This is a genomic window from Streptomyces sp. NPDC014656 (genome assembly GCF_043084305.1).
Lineage (GTDB): Bacteria > Actinomycetota > Actinomycetes > Streptomycetales > Streptomycetaceae > Streptomyces.
In genome coordinates this window covers 181,534-200,084 of sequence record NZ_JBIBZN010000012.1, presented here as the reverse complement: position 1 = coordinate 200,084, position 18,551 = coordinate 181,534, and the positions used below count along the sequence as shown (strand labels likewise).

Here is an 18,551-nt window from a genome sequence, read left to right as displayed (position 1 = left end):
GTCGCGACGAGTCGTGACGAGTCGTGTCGGTTCGTGGCGTTTCGTGACGTTTCGTATGAGGTGGTGCGAGGCTCAGAAGACGGTGCCGGAACCGAGGACGGTCCGCTGGTGGTGGAGCGTGACGCCGGGCTTGAAGGGGGCGTCCACCAGGCCCGAGGTGGCGTAGTGGCGGCCCTCGGCGGCCCCGATGGCGTACAGGTCGACCAGGCCGTCCTTGTTCTTGTCGCCGAAGGGGGCGAGGTCGGTGAACTGCTGCCAGCCGCCGCCGATCTGGCGGCGGGCGGTGAAGGTGCCGTCGCCCTTGCCGAGGTAGAGCCAGAGGACGCCGTTCGTGTCGCGGGCGAGGAGGTCGCCGCCGGTGGCCCCGGCGATGTTGCCCGGCGCGGTGAGGAGGTTGTACTGCTGCCAGCCGCCGCCGATCTGCACGCGGGGCTTGAAGGGCGTGGCGGTGTCGCCGGTGGAGGCGTAGAACCACAGCACGCCGGCCGTGTCGCGGGCCAGGAGGTCGCCGCGGCCGTCGCCGTTGAGGTCCGAGCCGCCGGTGATCTTGTTGTAGATCTGCCAGCCGCCGCCGACCTTCGTGCGCGGGAGCAGCTTCTGGCCCTGGCCCTTGTGGATCCACAGCACGCCGTCGCGGTCGCGGCCGACGACTGTGCGCTCGGACGGCGAGGCCATCAGGGTGTACGTGTTCCAGCCGGTGCCCAGGACGGTCGGCTCCAGCGGACGGTTCCACTCCTCGTAGATGCGCTGCAGCTGGTTGGTGTCGTACGCCTTCAGCGTGCCCTCGGCGTCGCGGACGAGGACGTCCGCGACGCCGTTCTCGTCGTGGTCGCGGGCCGCCGCCGGGCGGTTGACGGTGAAGGCGCCGGACAGCTCGACGCTCGGGCCGACGTCGTACAGCTCGGTGGCCGTCAGCTTCCACGTGTACGCGCCGCCGTACAGGCCCATGTTGTTCACGTCGGTGTTGCTCAGGAGGATGGAGAGCGGCGGAGTCGGGTCGGAGCCGTACCGGGTGTACTCGCGTCCGGTGGCGGTGTGGACCAGCTTGAGGGTTCCCGCCACCGGGCGGTTGAACGTCCAGTCGAATTCCTGGTAGCCGTACGGCTCGTCGAGCGTGAAGGTCTCGGGCACCTCCTGGCTCACCAGGGCGAGGTCCGGGAGGCGTCCGCTGCTCGCCACGAGCTCCGCGGCGGGCTTGCCGTCCGCGCCCACGGTCACCCGGTAGACGCCCTCCTCGCGCGCGAGCGCGCCCTTCACCAGGAACGAGCCGTCGGCGCCGAGCCTCACCTCGTCCGCGCGGTCGAGGACGTACTGGGTCTGGCCGCCGGCCAGCGGGTGGAGGCCGAGCGGCCTGCCCTTGCCCGCCGGGGCCGAGCCGGTGAGGAACGCCATCCACTCCTTCGACAGGACGGGCTCGGAAACGGAGTTGCCCTCCGGCACGATCCGCGCCTCGTCCGTCGCCACGTCGAGGATGTGGAAGTTGCCGCCGTCGTCCGCGGGCGTCCAGTCGTACCAGGCGAGGTGGGTCTTCGAACCGGCGACCGCGCCGAAGCCCAGGATGCTGTTGTCGGCGGCGGCGGTGGCGATCACCTTGGCCGCGGCGACGTCCACCAGGTAGAGGGTGCTGGTGAGGTTGGACACGGTGAACGTCTCCGCGCCGATGGGCGTCCGGAAGTCCGTGGCGTCCGCCGGAAGGCCGGCGACGTCGCGGCGGACGTCCTGGTCACCGGCCTTGTCCAGCAGGTACGCCCCGTTCGCGTCGCGCATCACGAGCGTCGAGCCCGAGACGCCCAGGAGCGTGCCGGCGCCCTTCATGACGACGGGCTCGGCGCCCGAGCCCATGTCGCGCAGGACGACCGTGTCGTCCGGGCCGTCCTGCGCGATCGTGTCGGACCCGGCGGCGCCGACGTAGCCGCCGCCGGTCAGCGGGGTGACGGTGCCGTCGTACCCCCTCCAGGCGAACGGCGCCTCGGCCACGCCCGTCTTGTACAGGAAGCCGGTCTTCCCGGCGCTGACGAGCTTGCCCTCCTTCGGGAAGGGGGCGACGTCCTGGGCGGCCGCCGGGAGCGCGGTGACCGGCGCGGCGGCCATGGCGGCGGGGGCCGCCGTCGCCGGAGCGGCGAGTACGCCGGAGGCCGTGGCGGCCACGGCGACGGCGACGGCCGCGGTGAGCCGGAGCCGGGGGGTGCGGGCGCGGGACATGCGGAGGGCCTCCTGGTGGCACAGGGTCTGTCGGGTGCGGTGAGGAAGGACCGCACCCGATAGACCCCCGGGAGGTTCGAATGGTTGTACGCCGTACGGAACGCGTTTTCCGTTCGTTCACCCGAACGGGCCGGTCACGCCACGCTGTTGGACTTCCCCGCCTCGCCCGCGCACAGGCTGTTGCCGACGCGGACGAAGGGGCGGGAGGAGGAAGCGGAGGACCTAGAAGACGGTCTTGAACGTGTCGTCGGACCGGAGGTTCAAGGTCCGGGGGGTCCCGTAGGGGCTGTCCACCCGGCCCGTGGTCGGGTAGATCCGGGCGCCGTCGGGGCCGGTTGCGTACAGGTCGACGCCGCCGTCCACGCCCTTGTTGCCGAAGGGGGCGAGGTGGGTGAACCGCTGCCAGCCGCCGCCGACCTTGCGGCGGGCGGTGAAGTTCCCGTCGCCCTTGCCGAGGTAGAGCCAGAGGACGCCGTCCTTGTCGCGGGCGAGCAGGTCGCCGCCGGAGGCCCCTGCGATGTTGCCGGGCGCGAGGAGGAGGTTGTAGGTTCCCCAGCCGCTGCCGACCTTGACGCGGGGCTTGAAGGGCTTGGCGGCGTCCCCGGTGGAGGCGTAGAACCACAGGGCGCCGGAGGTGTCGGTGGCGAGGAGGTCGCCGCGGCCGTCGCCGTTGAGGTCCGAGCCGCCGGTGATCTTGTTGTAGATCTGCCAGCCGCCGCCGACCTTCGTGCGCGGGAGCAGCTTCTGGCCCTGGCCCTTGTGGATCCACAGCACGCCGTCGCGGTCGCGGCCGACGACGGTGCGCTCGGACGGCGAGGCCATCAGGGTGTAGGTGTTCCAGCCGGTGCCCAGGGTGGTCGGGATCAGCTGCTTGCCCGCCCAGTCCTGGATGTTGCGCACCTGCTTGGTCTCGTACGCGGACAGCACGCCGGCGCTGTCGCGGACCAGGAGGTCCGGGTAGCCGTTCTCGTCGTGGTCGCGGTCCACCGGGGGCGCTTGAGGGTGAGGGTGCCGGTCTGTTCGAGGGTCGGGCCGACGTGGAGCGTCTCCGTGGCCGTCAGCTTCCAGGTGTATTCGCCGCTGTAGTCGCCGACACCGGCCAGGTCGCCGTAGCTGTCCCACGAGAAACGGTAGGTGGGCGGCGGGGTGTGGGTGCTGTACGAGAGGCTCCGCTGCCGTCCGGTGGCCTTGTGGGTCAGCGTGAGCTTGGGACGTACGGAGTGGTTGAAGTCCCAGGACATGGTCGCCCAGTGGTCCACGTCCGCGGGGAAGTCGACGACGGACGGCATCGTTCCGTGGGTGACGGCGAGGTCCGGGAGGCGTTCGCCGCGCGCCACGAGTTCCGCGGCGGGCTCGCCGTCCGTGCCGACGGTGACCCGGTAGACGCCCTCCACCCGGTCGAGGATGCCGTCCACGAGGAACGCGCCGCCGGCTCCGGTCCGTACGGAGCGGACGGTGTCGAGGATCTTCGTCTTCCGGCCGTGGGACAGCGACTGGAGGACGAGCGGACGCGCCGCCTCCCCGTACGCTCCGCCCTCGACCGCCAGCCAGTCCTCCGAGAGGGCCACCGACCGGCCCGCGCCGATCTCGTCCATGACCTTGACCTCGTTGGTCTTGAGGTCGAGGACGTGGAACGATCCGCCGTCGTCCGAGGGCGTGTAGTCGTACCAGGTCATGTGCGTCGGCGAGCCGGCGACGGAGTCGAAGCCCAGGAGGGGGTTGCGGGCGCCGACGGTCCTGGTCACCGAGGCCGTGGCGACGTCGACGAGGGAGAGCTGCGCCGAGGTCCGGGCGTACACCGTCACCGTGAACGCCCCCGGCGCGGTGCTGCCGAAGTGCCGCGTGCCGTCCGGCAGTCCGGTGACCGCCCGGCGGACGACCTCGTCCCCCGCCTTGCTCACCAGCCGGATCTCCTGCCCGTCCTGCATCACGAGCACCGAATCCACGACGCCCAGGAGCGTGCCGGGCGTCGTGATGACGACCGGCTCGGCGCCCGACCCCATGTCGCGCAGGGTGTACGTGCCGTCGCCCCCGTCCCGCACGACCGTGTCGGTCCCGGCGGAGCCGAAGTACCGGCCGCCGTCCAGCGGGGTGACGGTGCCGTCGTACGCCGTCCAGGAGTACGGCGCGTCGCCCGTGGGTGCCTTCGTGAGGAAACCGGTCTTCCCGGCGCTGACGAGCGTGCTGCCCTTCGGGAAGGGCGCGACGTCCTGCGCGACGTCCTGCGAGGCCGCCTGCGCGGCGGTCACCGGGCTCCCGGCGGCGGGGGCCGCCGTCGCCGGAGCGGCGAGCACGCCGGAGGCCGTGGCGGCCACGGCCACGGCGACGGCCGCGGTGAGCCGGAGCCGGGGGGTGCGGGCGCGGGACATGCGGAGGGCCTCCTGGGGGCACGGCGTCTGTCGGGTGCGGTGAGGGCACCGCACCCGATAGACCCCCGGGAGGTTCGAATGGTTGTACGCCGTACGTGACGCGTTTTCCGTTCGTTCACTCGAACGGGCCGGTCACGCCACGCTGTTGAACTTCCCCGCCTCGCCCGCGTACAGGCTGTTGGCGACGCGGACGAAGGGGCGGGTGGCGGAGCCGGTGGAGAGGTAGACGGACGAGCTGTTCGGGCCGGTCGCGAAGAGGTCGGGGCGGCCGTCGCGGTCGACGTCGCCGACGCCGACGAGCTCGGTGAAGACCTGCCAGCCGCCGCCGACCTTCACCCGCGTGACGAAACCGCCGCGGCCGTTGCCCTGGTAGAGCCAGAGGACGCCGTCCTTGTCGCGGGCGACGAGGTCGCCGCCGGAGGCGCCGGCGATGTTCCCGACGGCGGTGATCTGGTTGTAGACCTGCCAGCCGCCGCCGACCTTCACCCGGGGGGCGAAGGGCCTGGCGACGTCACCGGTGCCCCTGTAGAACCACAGCACCCCGGTCCTGTCGGTGGCGACCAGGTCGGAGCGGCCGTCGCCGTTCAGGTCGGAGCCGCCGGTGATCTTGTCGTAGACCTGCCAGCCGCCGCCGACCTGCTTGCGGCCGGTGAAGGCGCTGTGATCGCCCTTGCCGAGGTACTGCCACAGCACCCCGTCGCCGTCCACGGCGACGAGGTCGCCGGTGTACTCGCCCGCGATGTCCCCGACGGCCTCGATGTGCTCGTACTTCTGCCAGCCGGATCCCACCTGGTACCGCTCGTACGCCTGGTAATTCTCCGTGATGTCGTTGCGCCACAGGACCCCCGAGGCGTCGCGGGCCAGCACCTCGGGCTGGCCGGAGCCGTCGAAGTCGTGCGGGCCGGGCACCTGGAGGACCTTGAACGAGCCCGATGCGCTCGCCGGGGCGCCGAGGCCGTCGAGCGGCTTGGCGGTGACCTCCCACGTGTGCAGGATGCCCGGATCGGGCTTCCCGTCGAACAGGCCGTCCCACACGAAGACGTAGGGGTCGGAGACCCCCGCCCCGGAGTGCGGAACCGGGACCGTGAGGGTCGCGCCGGTGTGCGAGGACCTGATCTTCAGCTCGACGGCGACCCCGCCGCGGTTCAGGGTCCACTGCATCGGGGCGGGCCCGCCCGGTGTCCGCAGGTTGATCGTGCCCGGGACGGAGCTCGACACGATCTTCACCGCCAGTCCCCGGTCCGTGTCCGCCACCCGCGTGACGACCGGCCGCCCGGTGCCCTTCGAGATCCGGAACAGCCCCTCCGACTCGGTGTCCCGGCCGCGCACCAGCAGGCTGCCGTCGGGCGCGTGGGCCACGCTGGAGAAGTCCTCCAGGAGCCGGTACGAGGCGCCCTCGGCCGCGTCGAGGTCCCGTCCGTACAGCGGGAACCACTCGTCCGGCGGCATCTCGACGTGCGGCGCCGCGCCGTAGACGACCGTCTGCCCGAGGACCCCGGCGAGCAGCGGGGCACCCAGGGAGGGACCGGACGGAATCCTCCGCTCGCCGGCGGACGACGCCACCACGAGCTGGTAGTCGTCGTTCGCGTCGCGCGTGGTCCACGCCTGGTGGTCGGCGGTGAGCGCGCCCGACGACCCCCGCCAGCCGTCCTCGCCCAGGTCCCGTGCCCCCTCGCCGTCGACGGTCACACCGCCGCCGAGGGTCGCGGTGGACCGCCAGTACGCCCGGGGGCTCAGGTTCTCGGTCACCTGGTTGGAGCCCAGGATCAGCACCCGGTCGCCGTCCGAGGCCGCGACGGTGAAGGCGAGGCCCCGGGCGCGGGAGGTCAGCTTCGTCTTCCGCACCTCGCCCCCCGCCCCGGCGGGCGCGTACAGCTCGTACAGGTCCCGGAAGCCCTCGTCCGTCGGGACGGTGACGAACAGGTGCCCGCCGACCGCGTCGGTCAGCCGGGCGCCGGGCCGGAACTCCTGGGCCAGGTCGTAGGAGGCGGACCAGGTGGCGCCGGGCCGCATGTCCCGGACGGACACCCGGCGGCCCTCGCCGTCGCTCGTCACGGCGAAGTCGGAGGCGCTGTCGTACGCCACCGTCCCCACCGCCCCCTCCGCCCCCGTCGCCAGGACCGTGACCGACCCGCCGGCGATGCCGCGCCACTCCACGACCGTCTTGCCCGCCGCGTCCTGACGGGTGGTCATGAATCCGGTGGTACCGGCGCTGACCACCTGCGCGGTCACGGGCAGCGGGGAGGCCTCGGCGGCGGCCGTGACGGCGGCGGCGGTGGCCGTGACGGCGGCGGTGGCAGCCGGGGCCGTGACGAGGGCCCCCGTCACGGCCGTGACGGTCGACAGGGTGAGGATCGCGGCGGTGAGCCGCCGTCCGGAGCGGCGAGGGTTCACGATGCCGTCCTTTCTTCGCGGGGGAGGGGAGCGGGGTGTCCGTGCGGGGAGGGGCAGAGGGGAGGAGCGGGGGCGGGGGATCCGCCGTCAGGCGACGTGGTCGTAGGCGTTGCCCGCGAAGACCGTGGTCTCCCTCCTTCCCGCGAAGGGAGCGACGCGACCGGTGCCGGTGTAGAAGTAGAACTTCTTCTCACGGGCGTCGTACGCGAACAGGTCGCCGTGGCCCTGGTCGTCGGCGTCGCCGGCCGCGATGAGCTCCGTGTACGCCTGCCAGCCGCCGCCGATGCGGACGGGGGCCTTGAAGTTGCCGTCGCCGTTGCCGAGGTAGAGCCAGAGGACGCCGTCCCGGTCGCGTGCGAGGAGGTCGTCGCCGCTCCCGTACGCGAGGTCGCCGGTGGCGGTGAGGAGGTCGTACTTGCCCCAGCCGCCGCCGATCCGGGTCTTGCCGGTGAAGGGCGTGGTGCTGTTCCCGGTGCCCTTGTAGTACCAGAGCACGCCCGCCTTGTCGGCGGCGAGGAGGTCGGCCTTGCCGTCGCCGTTCAGGTCGCTGCCGCCGGCGAGCTTGTCGTACACCTGCCAGCCGCCGCCGATCGACCGCCGGGCGCCCGTCCCGCCCTTGCCGTCGCCCGGGTAGTACCAGAGCACTCCGGACTTGTCCCGGGCGACCAGCTTCTGTCCGCCGGCGCTCTCGATCCGGTCGTAGACCTGCCAGCCGCCGCCGATCCGCCGCGTCGGGGCGTTCAGCTGCATGTGGGCCCCGGCGACGCTGTCGGTCCACAGGACGCCGGAGGCGTCACGGGCGAAGAGGTCCGGCAGGGCATTGCGGTCGAAGTCGTGCTGCCCGATGACGCGTTCGACCTTGAAGGTGCCCGAGACGGTCGTCGCCGTGCCGATGCCGTTCATCGGGGTGAAGGTGAAGGAGGCGGCGTAACTGCCGGTGGAAGCACCGGTGTAGCGGCCGTCGCCGGTGCCCAGGAAGTGACTCCAGTCGTAGGTGGCCTCCTGGCCGGAGCACGGGTTGTCGGAATCCGTACGGGTCGTGGCGTTCCAGGTCTCCCGGAGCGCCTTCCCGTAGCTGTCCCGGATCACCGCGTCGACCTTCACGTTGCACCGGTTGAGCGTGAAGGCGAAGCGGGTGGGGACGGCGCCGGGGACGGCGTCCGGACGGACCGTCTCGCCCTGGTGCGGGAGGACGGTGGAGTCGGGACGCACTCCGGTGGGACTGCCGGTGGTCGCTTCGAGCACGGCCCGGGGCACGCCGTCCGCGCCGGGGGCGATCCGGTAGACGCCCTCGCCGCCGGCCCCGGCGGCGACGCTGCCGCCCCGGACCACCAGGCCCATCGGGTTGTAGGTCTCGAAGTCCCTCGCGTCCTCGAAGTGGTCGAGCAGACGGACCGCCGGGCCGACGGTTCCGTCGGACGACACCTGGCGGGCGGTCAGGGCGTGGAACTCCGAGGGGGCGTCCGTGCGGATGCCGCCGGGGCGGCCGGTCAGCAGCCAGTCGCCGGCCAGGGCGACCTGGAGGTCCTGGCTCTTCCAGCCCGTGTCGAGCGGTACGGAGACGGTCCTGCCGGTGGCCAGCTCGCGGACGACCACCTTCGCGGTGTCGAGGGTCGGGTGCTCGACCCATGCCATCCGCGTCTCGGAGAGCGTGAAGTTCTGCCGGTCGAACGGGGCGGGGTAGGTCCGCACGACCTTCGCGGCCGCCAGGTCCACGAGCGACCAGACCTTCTGTCCGTCCGCGTTCCTGGTGCGGATCACGGCGTGGGAGTCCGTCGCGTCCTCCACGGCGGGGAACAGGTCCGTCCCCGGTATGCCGGTGACCTTCCGGGCGCCCCCGGCCGCCGTGTAGTACGTGATGGTTCCGCCCTCGGTGCGGGCGAGCAGGCCCTTGCCCGCGATCTTCAGGGGGTTGACCTCGTTGTGCGTGGTGCCGTCGAGCTCCAGGGTGGTGGAGGTGCCCTCGGCCGCGTCGACGAGGACGACGGTCTTCTCGCCGGACCGGACGACCGCTCCGACGTCCCCGGAGACCATGGGCCGGGAGGTCGCCCCGACGAGGTCGTACTCCTTCTTGGTGCCGTCCGCGTACCGCGTCCAGGTCAGCCTGCCGAAGGTGGAGTCCTGATCCCCGTCGGCCCCGCCGTCGATCGAGTAGAAACCCTCCTTCCCGCCGCCGAGGACCCAGTGGTCGGCGGGGATCGCCGCCGGCTCGTCCGTCGCGTCCTCCGCGGCGAACCCGCTGGCGGGCGCGGCCGTGACGGCGCCGGCCGCGGGGGCACCCGCCAGGGCGCCCGCGCCGAGGGTCACCGAGAGGGCGGTGGCGACGGCGGCGCCGAGCCCGCGGCGGCGGGCGGGGTGGGTGGGCGTCACGCATTCCTCCTGGAACGGGAACGGACGGCACGCACATCGGTGCGTACCGTCCGATGAGACTGCTGATCCCTCTATATGGTTGTAAAGACAGAGGGGTTGACTTCTGGAAGAAGGCTTTGGCCGGGGCGGACCGAGGAGGGGGCTGCCCGCCGTCAGGCGATGTGGTCGTACGCGTTCCCGGTGAAGACGGTGGTCACGTTCCTGAGCGTGAAGGGCCGGATGGGGTCGCCGGTGCCGCCGTAGAAGTAGACCCTCTTCTCACGGGCGTTGTAAGCGAACAGGTCGGCCTTGCCGTCGTGGTCGGCGTCGCCTCCGGCGACGGTCTCGGCGTAGGCGTTCCAGCCGGCGCCGACCCGGGTCGGGGCGGCGAAGGTGCCGTCGCCCTTGCCCTGGTAGAGCCAGAGGACGCCGTCCCGGTCGCGGGCGACGAGGTCGCCGGCGGCCCCTCCGGCGAGGTCGCCGGTGGCGGTGATCTGGTTGAACTTGCCCCAGCCGCCGCCGATCCGGGTCTTGCCGGTGAAGGGCGTGGTGCTGTTTCCGGTGCCCTTGTAGTACCAGAGGACGCCCGTCTTGTCGGCGGCGAGGAGGTCGGCCTTGCCGTCGCCGTTCAGGTCGCTGCCGCCGGCGAGCTTGTCGTACACCTGCCAGCCGCCGCCGACCGCCTTGCGGGCGCCCGTCCCGCCGTTGCCGTCGCCCGGGTAGTACCAGAGGCCCCCGGTCTTGTCCCGGGCGATCAGGGTCTGGCCGCCGGCGCTCTCGATCCGGTCGTAGACCTGCCAGCCGCCGCCGATCCGCCGCGTCGGGGCGTTCAGCTCCCCCGTGGAGGTCATGACGGTGCTGTCGGTCCACAGGACGCCGGAGGCGTCGCGGCCGAAGAAGTCCGGGTCGGCGTTGCGGTCGAAGTCGTGCTGCCCCTTGGCGCGTTCGACCTTGAAGGAGCCCGAGACGGTCGCCGCGGGACCGATGCCGTTGCTCGGCGTGAAGGTGAAGGTGGCGGTGTAACCCCCGCTGGGGGCGCCGGTCGCGCGGCCGTCGCCTGCGTCCAGGTAGTGCTCCCAGTCGAAGGAGGCGGTGTCGGTCCTGGTCGTCCAGGTCCGGCGGAGGGTCTTGCCGGAGGAGTGCCGGATGACGGCCTCCGCCTTCGCCCCCGGGCGGCTCAGGCGGAAGGAGAAGCGGGTGGCGGTGCCGGGGGCGGCGTCGGGCCGGAGGGTCTCGCCCTGGTGGGGGAGGACGGAGGAGACCGTGCGCAGGCCGGTGGCCACGTTCGTCGTCGCCTCCAGCACCGCCTTCGGCACCGCGTCCGTGCCGAGCGCGATCCGGTAGACGCCCTCGCCCCTGGCGCCCTCGGCGACGCGGCCGCCCCGCATCACCAGGCCGGTCCGGATGCCGGCGGGGTAGCGGGTCCTCTCGAAGTGGTCGAGGAGCTTGACCGTCGCGCCGGTGCTCACCCGGCGCGCGGTGAGCGCGTGGAGGGCGGAGGGAGCGGTCGCGGCGAGCCCGCCGGGGCGTCCGTACGTCACCCAGTCGCCGATCAGGGCGACCTCCACCTTGTGGCCCGTGACCTTGCCGAGGGGCACGGTCCTGAGCGTCTTGCCGGTGGCCCGGTCGCGGACGACCACCGTCGTGGTGTCGTCCGTCGCGTACTCGACCCAGGCCATGCGGGTGTCGGTGAACGCCAGGGACTCCGGGTCCGCCCCGGCCGGGACGGTGTACGACCGGACGACCTTGGCGGTGGCCAGGTCCACGACCGCCCAGTAGGGGACCTTGGTCTCCGGGTCCCGGGTGAACAGCACGGCCTGCGAGTCCGTGGCGCCGAGCAGGTCGGGGTAGGTGGTCGTCGTGGGCATGCCGGTGACCACCCGCATGCCCTCGTTCGCGGTGTAGTACTTGACGGTCGTTCCGGAGTGGCCGAGCAGTCCCCGGCCGGCGACGCCCATCATCTGCACGCCGAAGTGGGTCTCGGTGTCGAGCGGCAGGGTGATCGTCGTGCCCCGGGCGCCGTCGAAGAGCTTGACGGAGGACGAGAACGCCTTGACCAGGGCGCCGACGTCACCGGTGGCGTGGGACATGTCCTCCGCCGTCATCAGGCCGAGGTTCGTCACCGCGTTGTCCGCGTACCGCGTGAAGGTCAGCTGGTCGAAGGACGGGTCCTGGCCCCCGTAGTTGATGCCGTCGATCGAGTAGAAGCCGTGCTCGCCGCCGCCGATGACCCAGCGGGTGGGGGAGATCGTCGCGGGCTCGTCCGTCGTGGCCTCCGCGGCGAACCCGGTGGCCGGCGCGGCCGTGGCCTCGGGGGCTCCCGCCAGGGCGCCCGCGCCGAGGGTCACCGAGAGGACGGCGGCGACGGCGGAGCCGAGCCCGCGGCGGCGGGTGGGATGGGTGGACGTCACGCATTCCTCCTGGAACGAGATCGGACGGCACGCACATCGGTGCGTACCGTCCGATTGGACTGTCAATCCCTCTATATGGTTGTAACGGAACCGGGAGATCTTCTAGAAGAAGGTCTTGAACCGGGTGGAGTCCGTGCGCAGCGGCAGGGTGTGGGCGGCTCCGAAGGGGCGGGTGGTGCTGTTGGTGCCGGAGTAGTGGGCGGAGCCGGCGGCGCCGACGGCGTACAGGTCCGCCACGCCCTTGCTGTTGAGGCCGGCGGGGATGACGTGGCTGTACTTCTGCCAGCCGCCGCCGATCTGGCGGCGGGCGGTGAAGGTGCCGTCGCCCTTGCCGAGGTAGAGCCAGAGGACGCCGTTCGCGTCGCGGGCGAGGAGGTCACCGCCGGTGGCTCCGGCGACGTTCCCGGGGGCGGAGAGGAGGTTGTAGGTCTGCCAGCCGCCGCCGATCTTCACGCGGGGCTTGAAGGGCGTGGCGGTGTCGCCGGTGGAGGCGTAGAACCACAGGACGCCGGAGGTATCGGTGGCGAGGAGGTCGCCCCGCCCGTCGCCGTTCAGGTCCGAGCCGCCGACGATCTTGTTGTAGACCTGCCAGCCGCCGCCGACCTTCGTGCGCGGCAGCAGCTTCTGCTTCTCGCTCCGGTGCGTCCACAGCACGCCGTCACGGTCGCGGCCGACGACGGTCCGGTCCGAGGGCGCGGCCATGAGCGTGTACGTGTTCCACCCGGTGCCCAGGACGTCGCCCTCGGGGTCGGTCACGGGCAGAGGGGGGCAGCCCTCCTCGTGGCAGTCGTGGTCCTTCATGGCGAGGAGCTGGCTGATGTCGTACGCGGAGACGTTGCCCGCGCTGTCGCGGACGAGCGCGTCGGCGCCGCCGTTGTCGTTGAAGTCACGTGGTGCGCCGGCGCGCTGCACGGTGGTGGTGCCGGTCTTCTCGGCGTTGGGCAGGCCGTTGCCCGCATAGGCGCGCAGGGTCCAGGTGTACGCGCCGTTGTGAGCACCGATCTGCTGGTCGAGGCGGCCGTCCCAGCGGATGGAGGCGTCGAGGTTGCTCCAGAGGGTGACCTTGCGGCCGGTGGCCACGTGGGTCAGCTCCAGGCTGACACCGCTCGGCGTGGAGGTCTCCCAGGACACCAGCGGGTCGCTGCCGTCGAACCGGAACACGGACGGGACGTCCGCCTTCTCGATGACGAGCGCCAGCGCCTTCTGCCGGTCCGCGACCATGGTCGCCGTCGGCGTGCCGCTCGCGTCGAGGGCCACGCGGAAGAGGCCCCGGCCCTCGGCGTAGGTGCCGCCCTCCACGAGGAGGGAGCCGTCGCCGGTCTGCTCCACCCTGGACGCGAGGTCCAGGAGCGGAACCTTCCGGTCGTCCTCCAGCGACTTGAGGACGACCGGCCGGTTCGGGTACGTGACGCCGTCGACCACGACCTTGCTCTCGGGGCTGGGGCCGCCGATGACCGCCAGCCAGTCCCCGCCCAGGGCGAACCGCGCCGCGTAGGGGTACGTCACGCCCTGCTTCGTCGTCCGGTCCACGACGCGGGTCTGGTCGTACCCGGTCCCGAAAAGCACCCGCCCGGGCGTCACCTGCGCGTAGCCGCTGTGCGAGGTGAGGGCGTACGACTCGAAGACGGCGGCGGTGGCCACGTCGATCAGGAGGAGGCGGAACTCGCCGGACTTCGTGGAGGTCTCCATGAGGAGGGTGCCCGGGGTGGAACCGTAGAAGTACCAGGGGACCGCGCCCGTCCCCAGGCCGCCCACCGTGCGGTCGACGCGCCCGGCGCCCGGCGTCCGGCTGACGAGGTGGAGCTCCTTGGTGTTCTCGTCGACCATCACGAGCGTGGACCCGACGACCTCGCGCAGCTCGTACGACGCGGGCGTGTCGATGACGACGGGGTCGCCGCCCCCGGCCATGTCGTGGACCGTGTGGCGGGCCCCCTCGCTCCGTACGACGACGTCGGCCCCGGTGGCGCCCCGGAAGCTCACCCCCTCGCCCTTCGGGAACGTGGTGGCGGCCCCGTCCGCGTACCGCGTCCACACCACCTCGGCCGTACGGTCCGCGAGGAAGCCGGTGGGCCCCGCGCTCTGGACGACGCCCAGCGGGAACGGGAAGGCGGTGCCCTCCTGCGCGGTCACGGCGACGGGCGCCGCGGCGACGGCCGGGCCGCCGAGCGCCCCGATGGTCGCGCCGGCCAGGACGGCGGCGGCGACGGCGGTGGACAGCCGGATCCGGGTGGTGCGGGAGTGGTGCAAGGCTGCTGTCTCCTCGGGGCGGTGATCGGGGAAGGCGTCAGGAGACGCTGGTGAACTTGGTGCCCTCGCCCGCGTAGAGGTTGGTGCTCGCGCGGGGGGCGAAGGGGGAGGTGGTGCTGCCGGTCGACCGGTACACGTACGTGCCGCCCGCCCCGTACGCGATCAGGTCCGGGCGCCCGTCGCTGTCGACGTCGCCCGCTCCGACGAGCTGGGAGTAGCCCTGCCAGCCGCCGCCGATCTGACGGCGTGCGGTGAAGGTGCCGTCGCCCTTGCCGAGGTAGAGCCAGAGGACGCCGTTCTTGTCGCGGGCGACGAGGTCGCCGGCGTCCCCGCCCGCGATGTTCCCGACGGCGGTGATCTGGTTGTAGGCCTGCCAGCCGCCGCCGAGGCTCACGCGCTTCTTGTAGGGCCCGGCGGCGTTGCCGGTGCCCGCGTAGAACCACAGGACGCCGGACCGGTCGGTGGCGAGGAGGTCGGCGCGGCCGTCGGCGTTGAGGTCGGAGCCGGCGGTGATCTTGTCGTATCCCTGCCAGCCGCCGCCGACCTGCTTGCGGGCGGTGAAGGTGCCATCGCCCTTGCCGAGGTAGGTCCAGAGCACGCCGGCGCCGTCGACGGCGACGAGGTCGCCCTGGGCGGCGCCGCCGATGTTCCCGGCGGCCTCGATGTGCTTGTACGTGTTCCACCCGGAGCCGACCTTCGACCGCTGGGCGGTCCTGGTCTGCCCGCCCACCGGCCGGTCCCGCAGGTCGTCGCGCCACAGCACACCGGAGGCGTCGCGGGCGAGGAGGTCGGTGGAGCCGTTGTTCGTGAAGTCGTGCGGGTTGGCCGTGCGGGTGACGGTCATGAACCAGGACCCGCTGTCGGCCGGCTCGTCGCTGTCGACCGGCATCGCCGTGGCGGTGACGTTGTAGGTGCCGTTGGGGGCGTCGACGCCGTCGATGACGCCGTCCCAGTCGAAGGAGAAGCGCTCGTCGCCGGTGGGGGAGTCCACGAACCGCGTGTACCGCCGGCCCGTGGACGCGTTCTGGATCACGACCTGCAGGCGGGCCTCGGGGCGCGACAGCGTCCAGCCCAGGGACGCCTTGCCGCCGGTGGAGTCGAGGTTCACCCGGGCGGGGACGTGGACCGCCTCGATCGTCGGCCCGTCTCCCACGACGATGTCCGCCACCCGGGTGAGGACCGGGGCGCCGTCCCCCGCGGCGGTGACCCGGAAGTACGCGCCGCCCTCCCCCGCGCGGCTGTCGGCCAGCAGCACGCTGCCGTCGCTCGCGGTCGACAGCTGGGTCGCGTTGGCGGCGACGACGGCCTTCCTGCCGTCGACGAGGGAGAGGGCGGTGGCGGTCTCGCCCTCCTTGCCGTAGATGAACCAGTCGCCCACCACCGCCGTCCGCAGCGGTCCGGTGACGCCGAGGGCGGTCTCCTTGCGCTCACCGGTCTCGCGGTCGACGGAGACGACGCGGACACCGGTGGCGTCGCTCTCCGTCCAGACCTGCGGCGCGTCGGGGAAGAGGAGGGGGGAGCCGTAGGGGGAGGTCTTGACGACCTTCGCCTCCCGGAGGTCGATCAGAGCGAGGGTCGAGCCGTACAGGACCTTGGCGAAGCCGCCCCGGACCGCACTGAACCAGAAGTAGCTGACGTCGTCGGGCAGCCCCGCCACCTTGCGGGTCGTCGTGGTCTCCCCGTCCTTGGTCACGATGTGCAGTTCCATGGGGCCGCCGGCCGGACCTATGTTCGCGAGGACGCTCGTGGAGCTCACGGCGCCGATGAAGGAGGCGTCGAGCGGGAGGAGCTTGATCTCCACGCCCGGGGCGGACGGGGTGGCCATGTCCCGCAGGGTGACCGTGTGCCAGGTGTCCTCGTAACGGCCCTCGCCGAGGACGACCACGTCGTTGTCCGAGAAGGCCGACCCGCCGTACCTCGGCTCCTCGAGGACCGTCTGCCGTCCGCTCGCGTACTCCGTCCAGAGCAGCTGGCTCGAACCCTTGGGCTGCGTCAGGAAGCCGCTGGGGCCGGCCCCCTTGAAGTAGCTCTCCTCCGGGACCGTGGGCAGGTCCGTGGCCTCCGTCGCCCCGGCCGTGACGGTCGGAACCGGCGTCGCCGCGAAGGCGGCCGGGGCGGTGGCCAGGGTGCCCGCGCCGAGGGCCGTCACGGCGAGGACGGCCGCGACGGCGGTGGCGAGGCGGGCGGAGCCGGCGGTGCGGTGCTGCAAGTGAAACCCCCACGAGAGAAAACCGGGCACGGTGCGTACGCGCATGCCGTGCCCGGTCAGACTCACGAGGGGACCGAGTGGTTGTACACGGTCCGTCCCGGCGTCAGGAGACGCTGGTGAACTTGGTGCCCTCGCCCGCGTACAGCGAGGTCGCCTGCCGGGTGAAGGGGGACGTGACCGTCCCGGTGGAGCGGTACACGTACGTGCCGCCCGACCCGTAGGCGATCAGGTCCGGGCGCCCGTCGTTGTCGACGTCGCCCGCGCCGACGAGCTGGCTGAACTTCTGCCAGCCGCCGCCGATCTGACGGCGGGCGGTGAAGGTGCCGTCCTCCTTGCCGAGGTAGAGCCAGAGGACTCCGGAGGCGTCGCGGGCGACGAGGTCGCCGCCGTCCCCGCCCGCGATGTTCCCGACGGCGGTGATCTGGTTGTAGACCTGCCAGCCGCCGCCGACCTTCACGCGCGGCTTGTAGGGCTTCGCCGTCTCGTCGGTGCCCGCGTAGAACCACAGGACGCCGGAGGTGTCGGTGGCGACGAGGTCGGCGCGGCCGTCGCGGTTCAGGTCGGACCCGCCGGTGATCTTGTTGTAGATCTGCCAGCCGCCGCCGACCTGGGCGCGCCGGCCGAAGGTGCCGTCGCCCGTGCCGAGGTAGGTCCAGAGCACGCCGGCGCCGTCCACGGCGACCAGGTCGCCGTGGGGGAGACCGCCGAGGCTCCCGACGGCCTCGATGTGCTTGTACGTGTTCCACCCGCCGCCGATCCGGACGCGCTCGGACGGCTTCGTCACGCCGTCCACCGGGCGGTCCCACAGGTCGTCGCGCCACAGGACGCCGTCGGCATCGCGGGCGAGGACGTCGGTGGAGCCGTTGGCGGTGAAGTCGTGCGGGTTGGCGTCGCGGGAGATGGACACGACGCTCTGGAAGGTGACCGGGGCCTCGCTGCCGTCGAGCAGGACGGCCTTGGCCTCCAGGTCGTAGTCGCCGTTCGGCGCGTCCGCGTTCCCGGCCACGGCGTTCCAGCTGAGGGGGAAGGTGGTGCCGGTGGCGGGGGCCCGCAGGCGCTCGCCGTACGTCCTGCCCGTGCCCCGGTGGACGAGCTCGACGTCGATGTACGCGTCGCGCCGGGACAGGGTCCAGGCCATCTCGACCCGGCCGCCGGTCCTGTCCAGCTGCACCACGCCGTTCGGGACCGCGGGCAGGACGAAGGAGAGCGGTGCCGCCGGGCCCGCCACCTTGGTGAGGGTGAAGGTGCCGTCGGCCGCCGGCGCGACCCTGAACAGGCCCTTGCCGTCGGCCGCCGTCCCGCCCCGCAGGATCAGGGTGCCGTCGCCGAGGGACGCCGCCGCCGACCCCTCGGGGGCGAGCTCACGGGTCTCGCCGGTGGTCAGGTCGACCGCCGTCACGGGCTTCGTGGGGTCGCCGTGCACCAGCCAGGAGCCGACGAGCCCGGCGTAGGACTCGCTGTCGCGGGCGCCGAGGACGGTCTTCCTCCGCTCCTTCGTCACCCGGTCGACCGAGGTGATGTACAGGCCGGAGGCGCTGTCGTAGTCGAGCCAGGCCACGTGCGAGGCGGAGAACTGGAGCGAGCTGAAGTCGTGGCCGGACTCGGCGGACCCGTACGTCTCCGACACCGTCCCGGCCGCCACGTCGACGACGGCCCGGCCGCCGGTCCGCGCGCCCTCCGGCCCCGTCGCGTACCCGACGAGCGCGGTGCCGTCCTGGACGTCGGAGGCGAGGAACTCGGTGGCGTCGGCCGGCAGGCCTTCGATCTTCCGGTGGGTCGTCTCGGTGCCCCGCTTGGTCACGACGTGGAGCTCCGTCGCGCCCTCGGCGGTCGTGAGCCGCGCGAGCACGCTGTCCGGGCCGACGACGGCGACGTAGGTGCCGTTCAGCGGGGCGAGGTCGATGTCGACGGCGGGCGCGGCCGGGTCGGCCATGTTCCGCAGGGTGAGCGCGGTCATCTCGGCGGTCCAGCCCGCGTTGCCGAGGACGACCACGTCACCGCCGCCGAGGCTCCATCCCTCGGGCTCGCCCAGCGACGTCGGGGCGCCTCCGTCGAACGGCGTCCACAGCAGCTTCCTGTTGCCGTGGGCGTCGAAGGAGTACGTGAGGAAACCGGCGGGCGAAACGCCCCCGAGGTCCGCGCCCGCCGGCAGGACGGGCAGGGGTTCCGACTGCTCGGCGGCGACGGCAGCGGCGACGGCGGCCGGAGCGACGGCGGCCGGCGCGGCCGCGAAGGCGCTCGGCGCGGTGGCCAGGACACCCGCGCCGAGCGACGTCACGGCGAGGACGGCCGCGACGGCGGTGGCGAGGCGGGCGGAGCCGGCGGTGCGGTGCTGCAAGTGAAACTCCTACGAGAGGAAACCGGGCACGG

General features: G+C 72.6%; 8 protein-coding genes. All 8 read right to left on the bottom strand.

Going from position 1 to position 18,551, the window contains the following annotated elements; all coding sequences use genetic code 11:
• Positions 1–72: 72 nt before the first annotated feature.
• Positions 73–2,202 (bottom strand): hypothetical protein, encoded by a 2,130-nt coding sequence (locus tag ACF1ED_RS26055; RefSeq protein WP_391764351.1) that lies wholly within the window; start codon positions 2,200–2,202, stop codon positions 73–75.
• 863 nt (positions 2,203–3,065) lie between these two features.
• Entirely contained in the window at positions 3,066–4,571 is a 1,506-nt protein-coding gene (locus ACF1ED_RS26050; RefSeq protein WP_391764349.1) for a hypothetical protein, read from the bottom strand.
• Positions 4,572–4,703: 132 nt separating this feature from the next.
• Positions 4,704–6,965, bottom strand: coding sequence for an FG-GAP repeat domain-containing protein (locus ACF1ED_RS26045; RefSeq protein WP_391764347.1), 2,262 nt, complete (start codon positions 6,963–6,965; stop codon positions 4,704–4,706).
• Between the two features lie 87 nt (positions 6,966–7,052).
• Positions 7,053–9,335: an FG-GAP repeat domain-containing protein gene (locus ACF1ED_RS26040; RefSeq protein WP_391764345.1), complete on the bottom strand. Its 2,283-nt coding sequence runs from the start codon at positions 9,333–9,335 to the stop codon at positions 7,053–7,055.
• A 152-nt stretch (positions 9,336–9,487) separates the two neighbouring features.
• Positions 9,488–11,725, bottom strand: a complete 2,238-nt coding sequence (locus tag ACF1ED_RS26035; RefSeq protein WP_391764343.1) for an FG-GAP-like repeat-containing protein — start codon at positions 11,723–11,725, stop codon at positions 9,488–9,490.
• 102 nt (positions 11,726–11,827) lie between these two features.
• Complete coding sequence (locus ACF1ED_RS26030) at positions 11,828–13,972, bottom strand: hypothetical protein (RefSeq protein WP_391764341.1); 2,145 nt, start codon at positions 13,970–13,972, stop codon at positions 11,828–11,830.
• Between the two features lie 37 nt (positions 13,973–14,009).
• Positions 14,010–16,181: an FG-GAP-like repeat-containing protein gene (locus ACF1ED_RS26025; RefSeq protein ID WP_391764339.1), complete on the bottom strand. Its 2,172-nt coding sequence runs from the start codon at positions 16,179–16,181 to the stop codon at positions 14,010–14,012.
• A gap of 103 nt (positions 16,182–16,284) precedes the next feature.
• Positions 16,285–18,519, bottom strand: coding sequence for an FG-GAP repeat domain-containing protein (locus ACF1ED_RS26020; RefSeq protein ID WP_391764337.1), 2,235 nt, complete (start codon positions 18,517–18,519; stop codon positions 16,285–16,287).
• Positions 18,520–18,551: the final 32 nt, after the last annotated feature.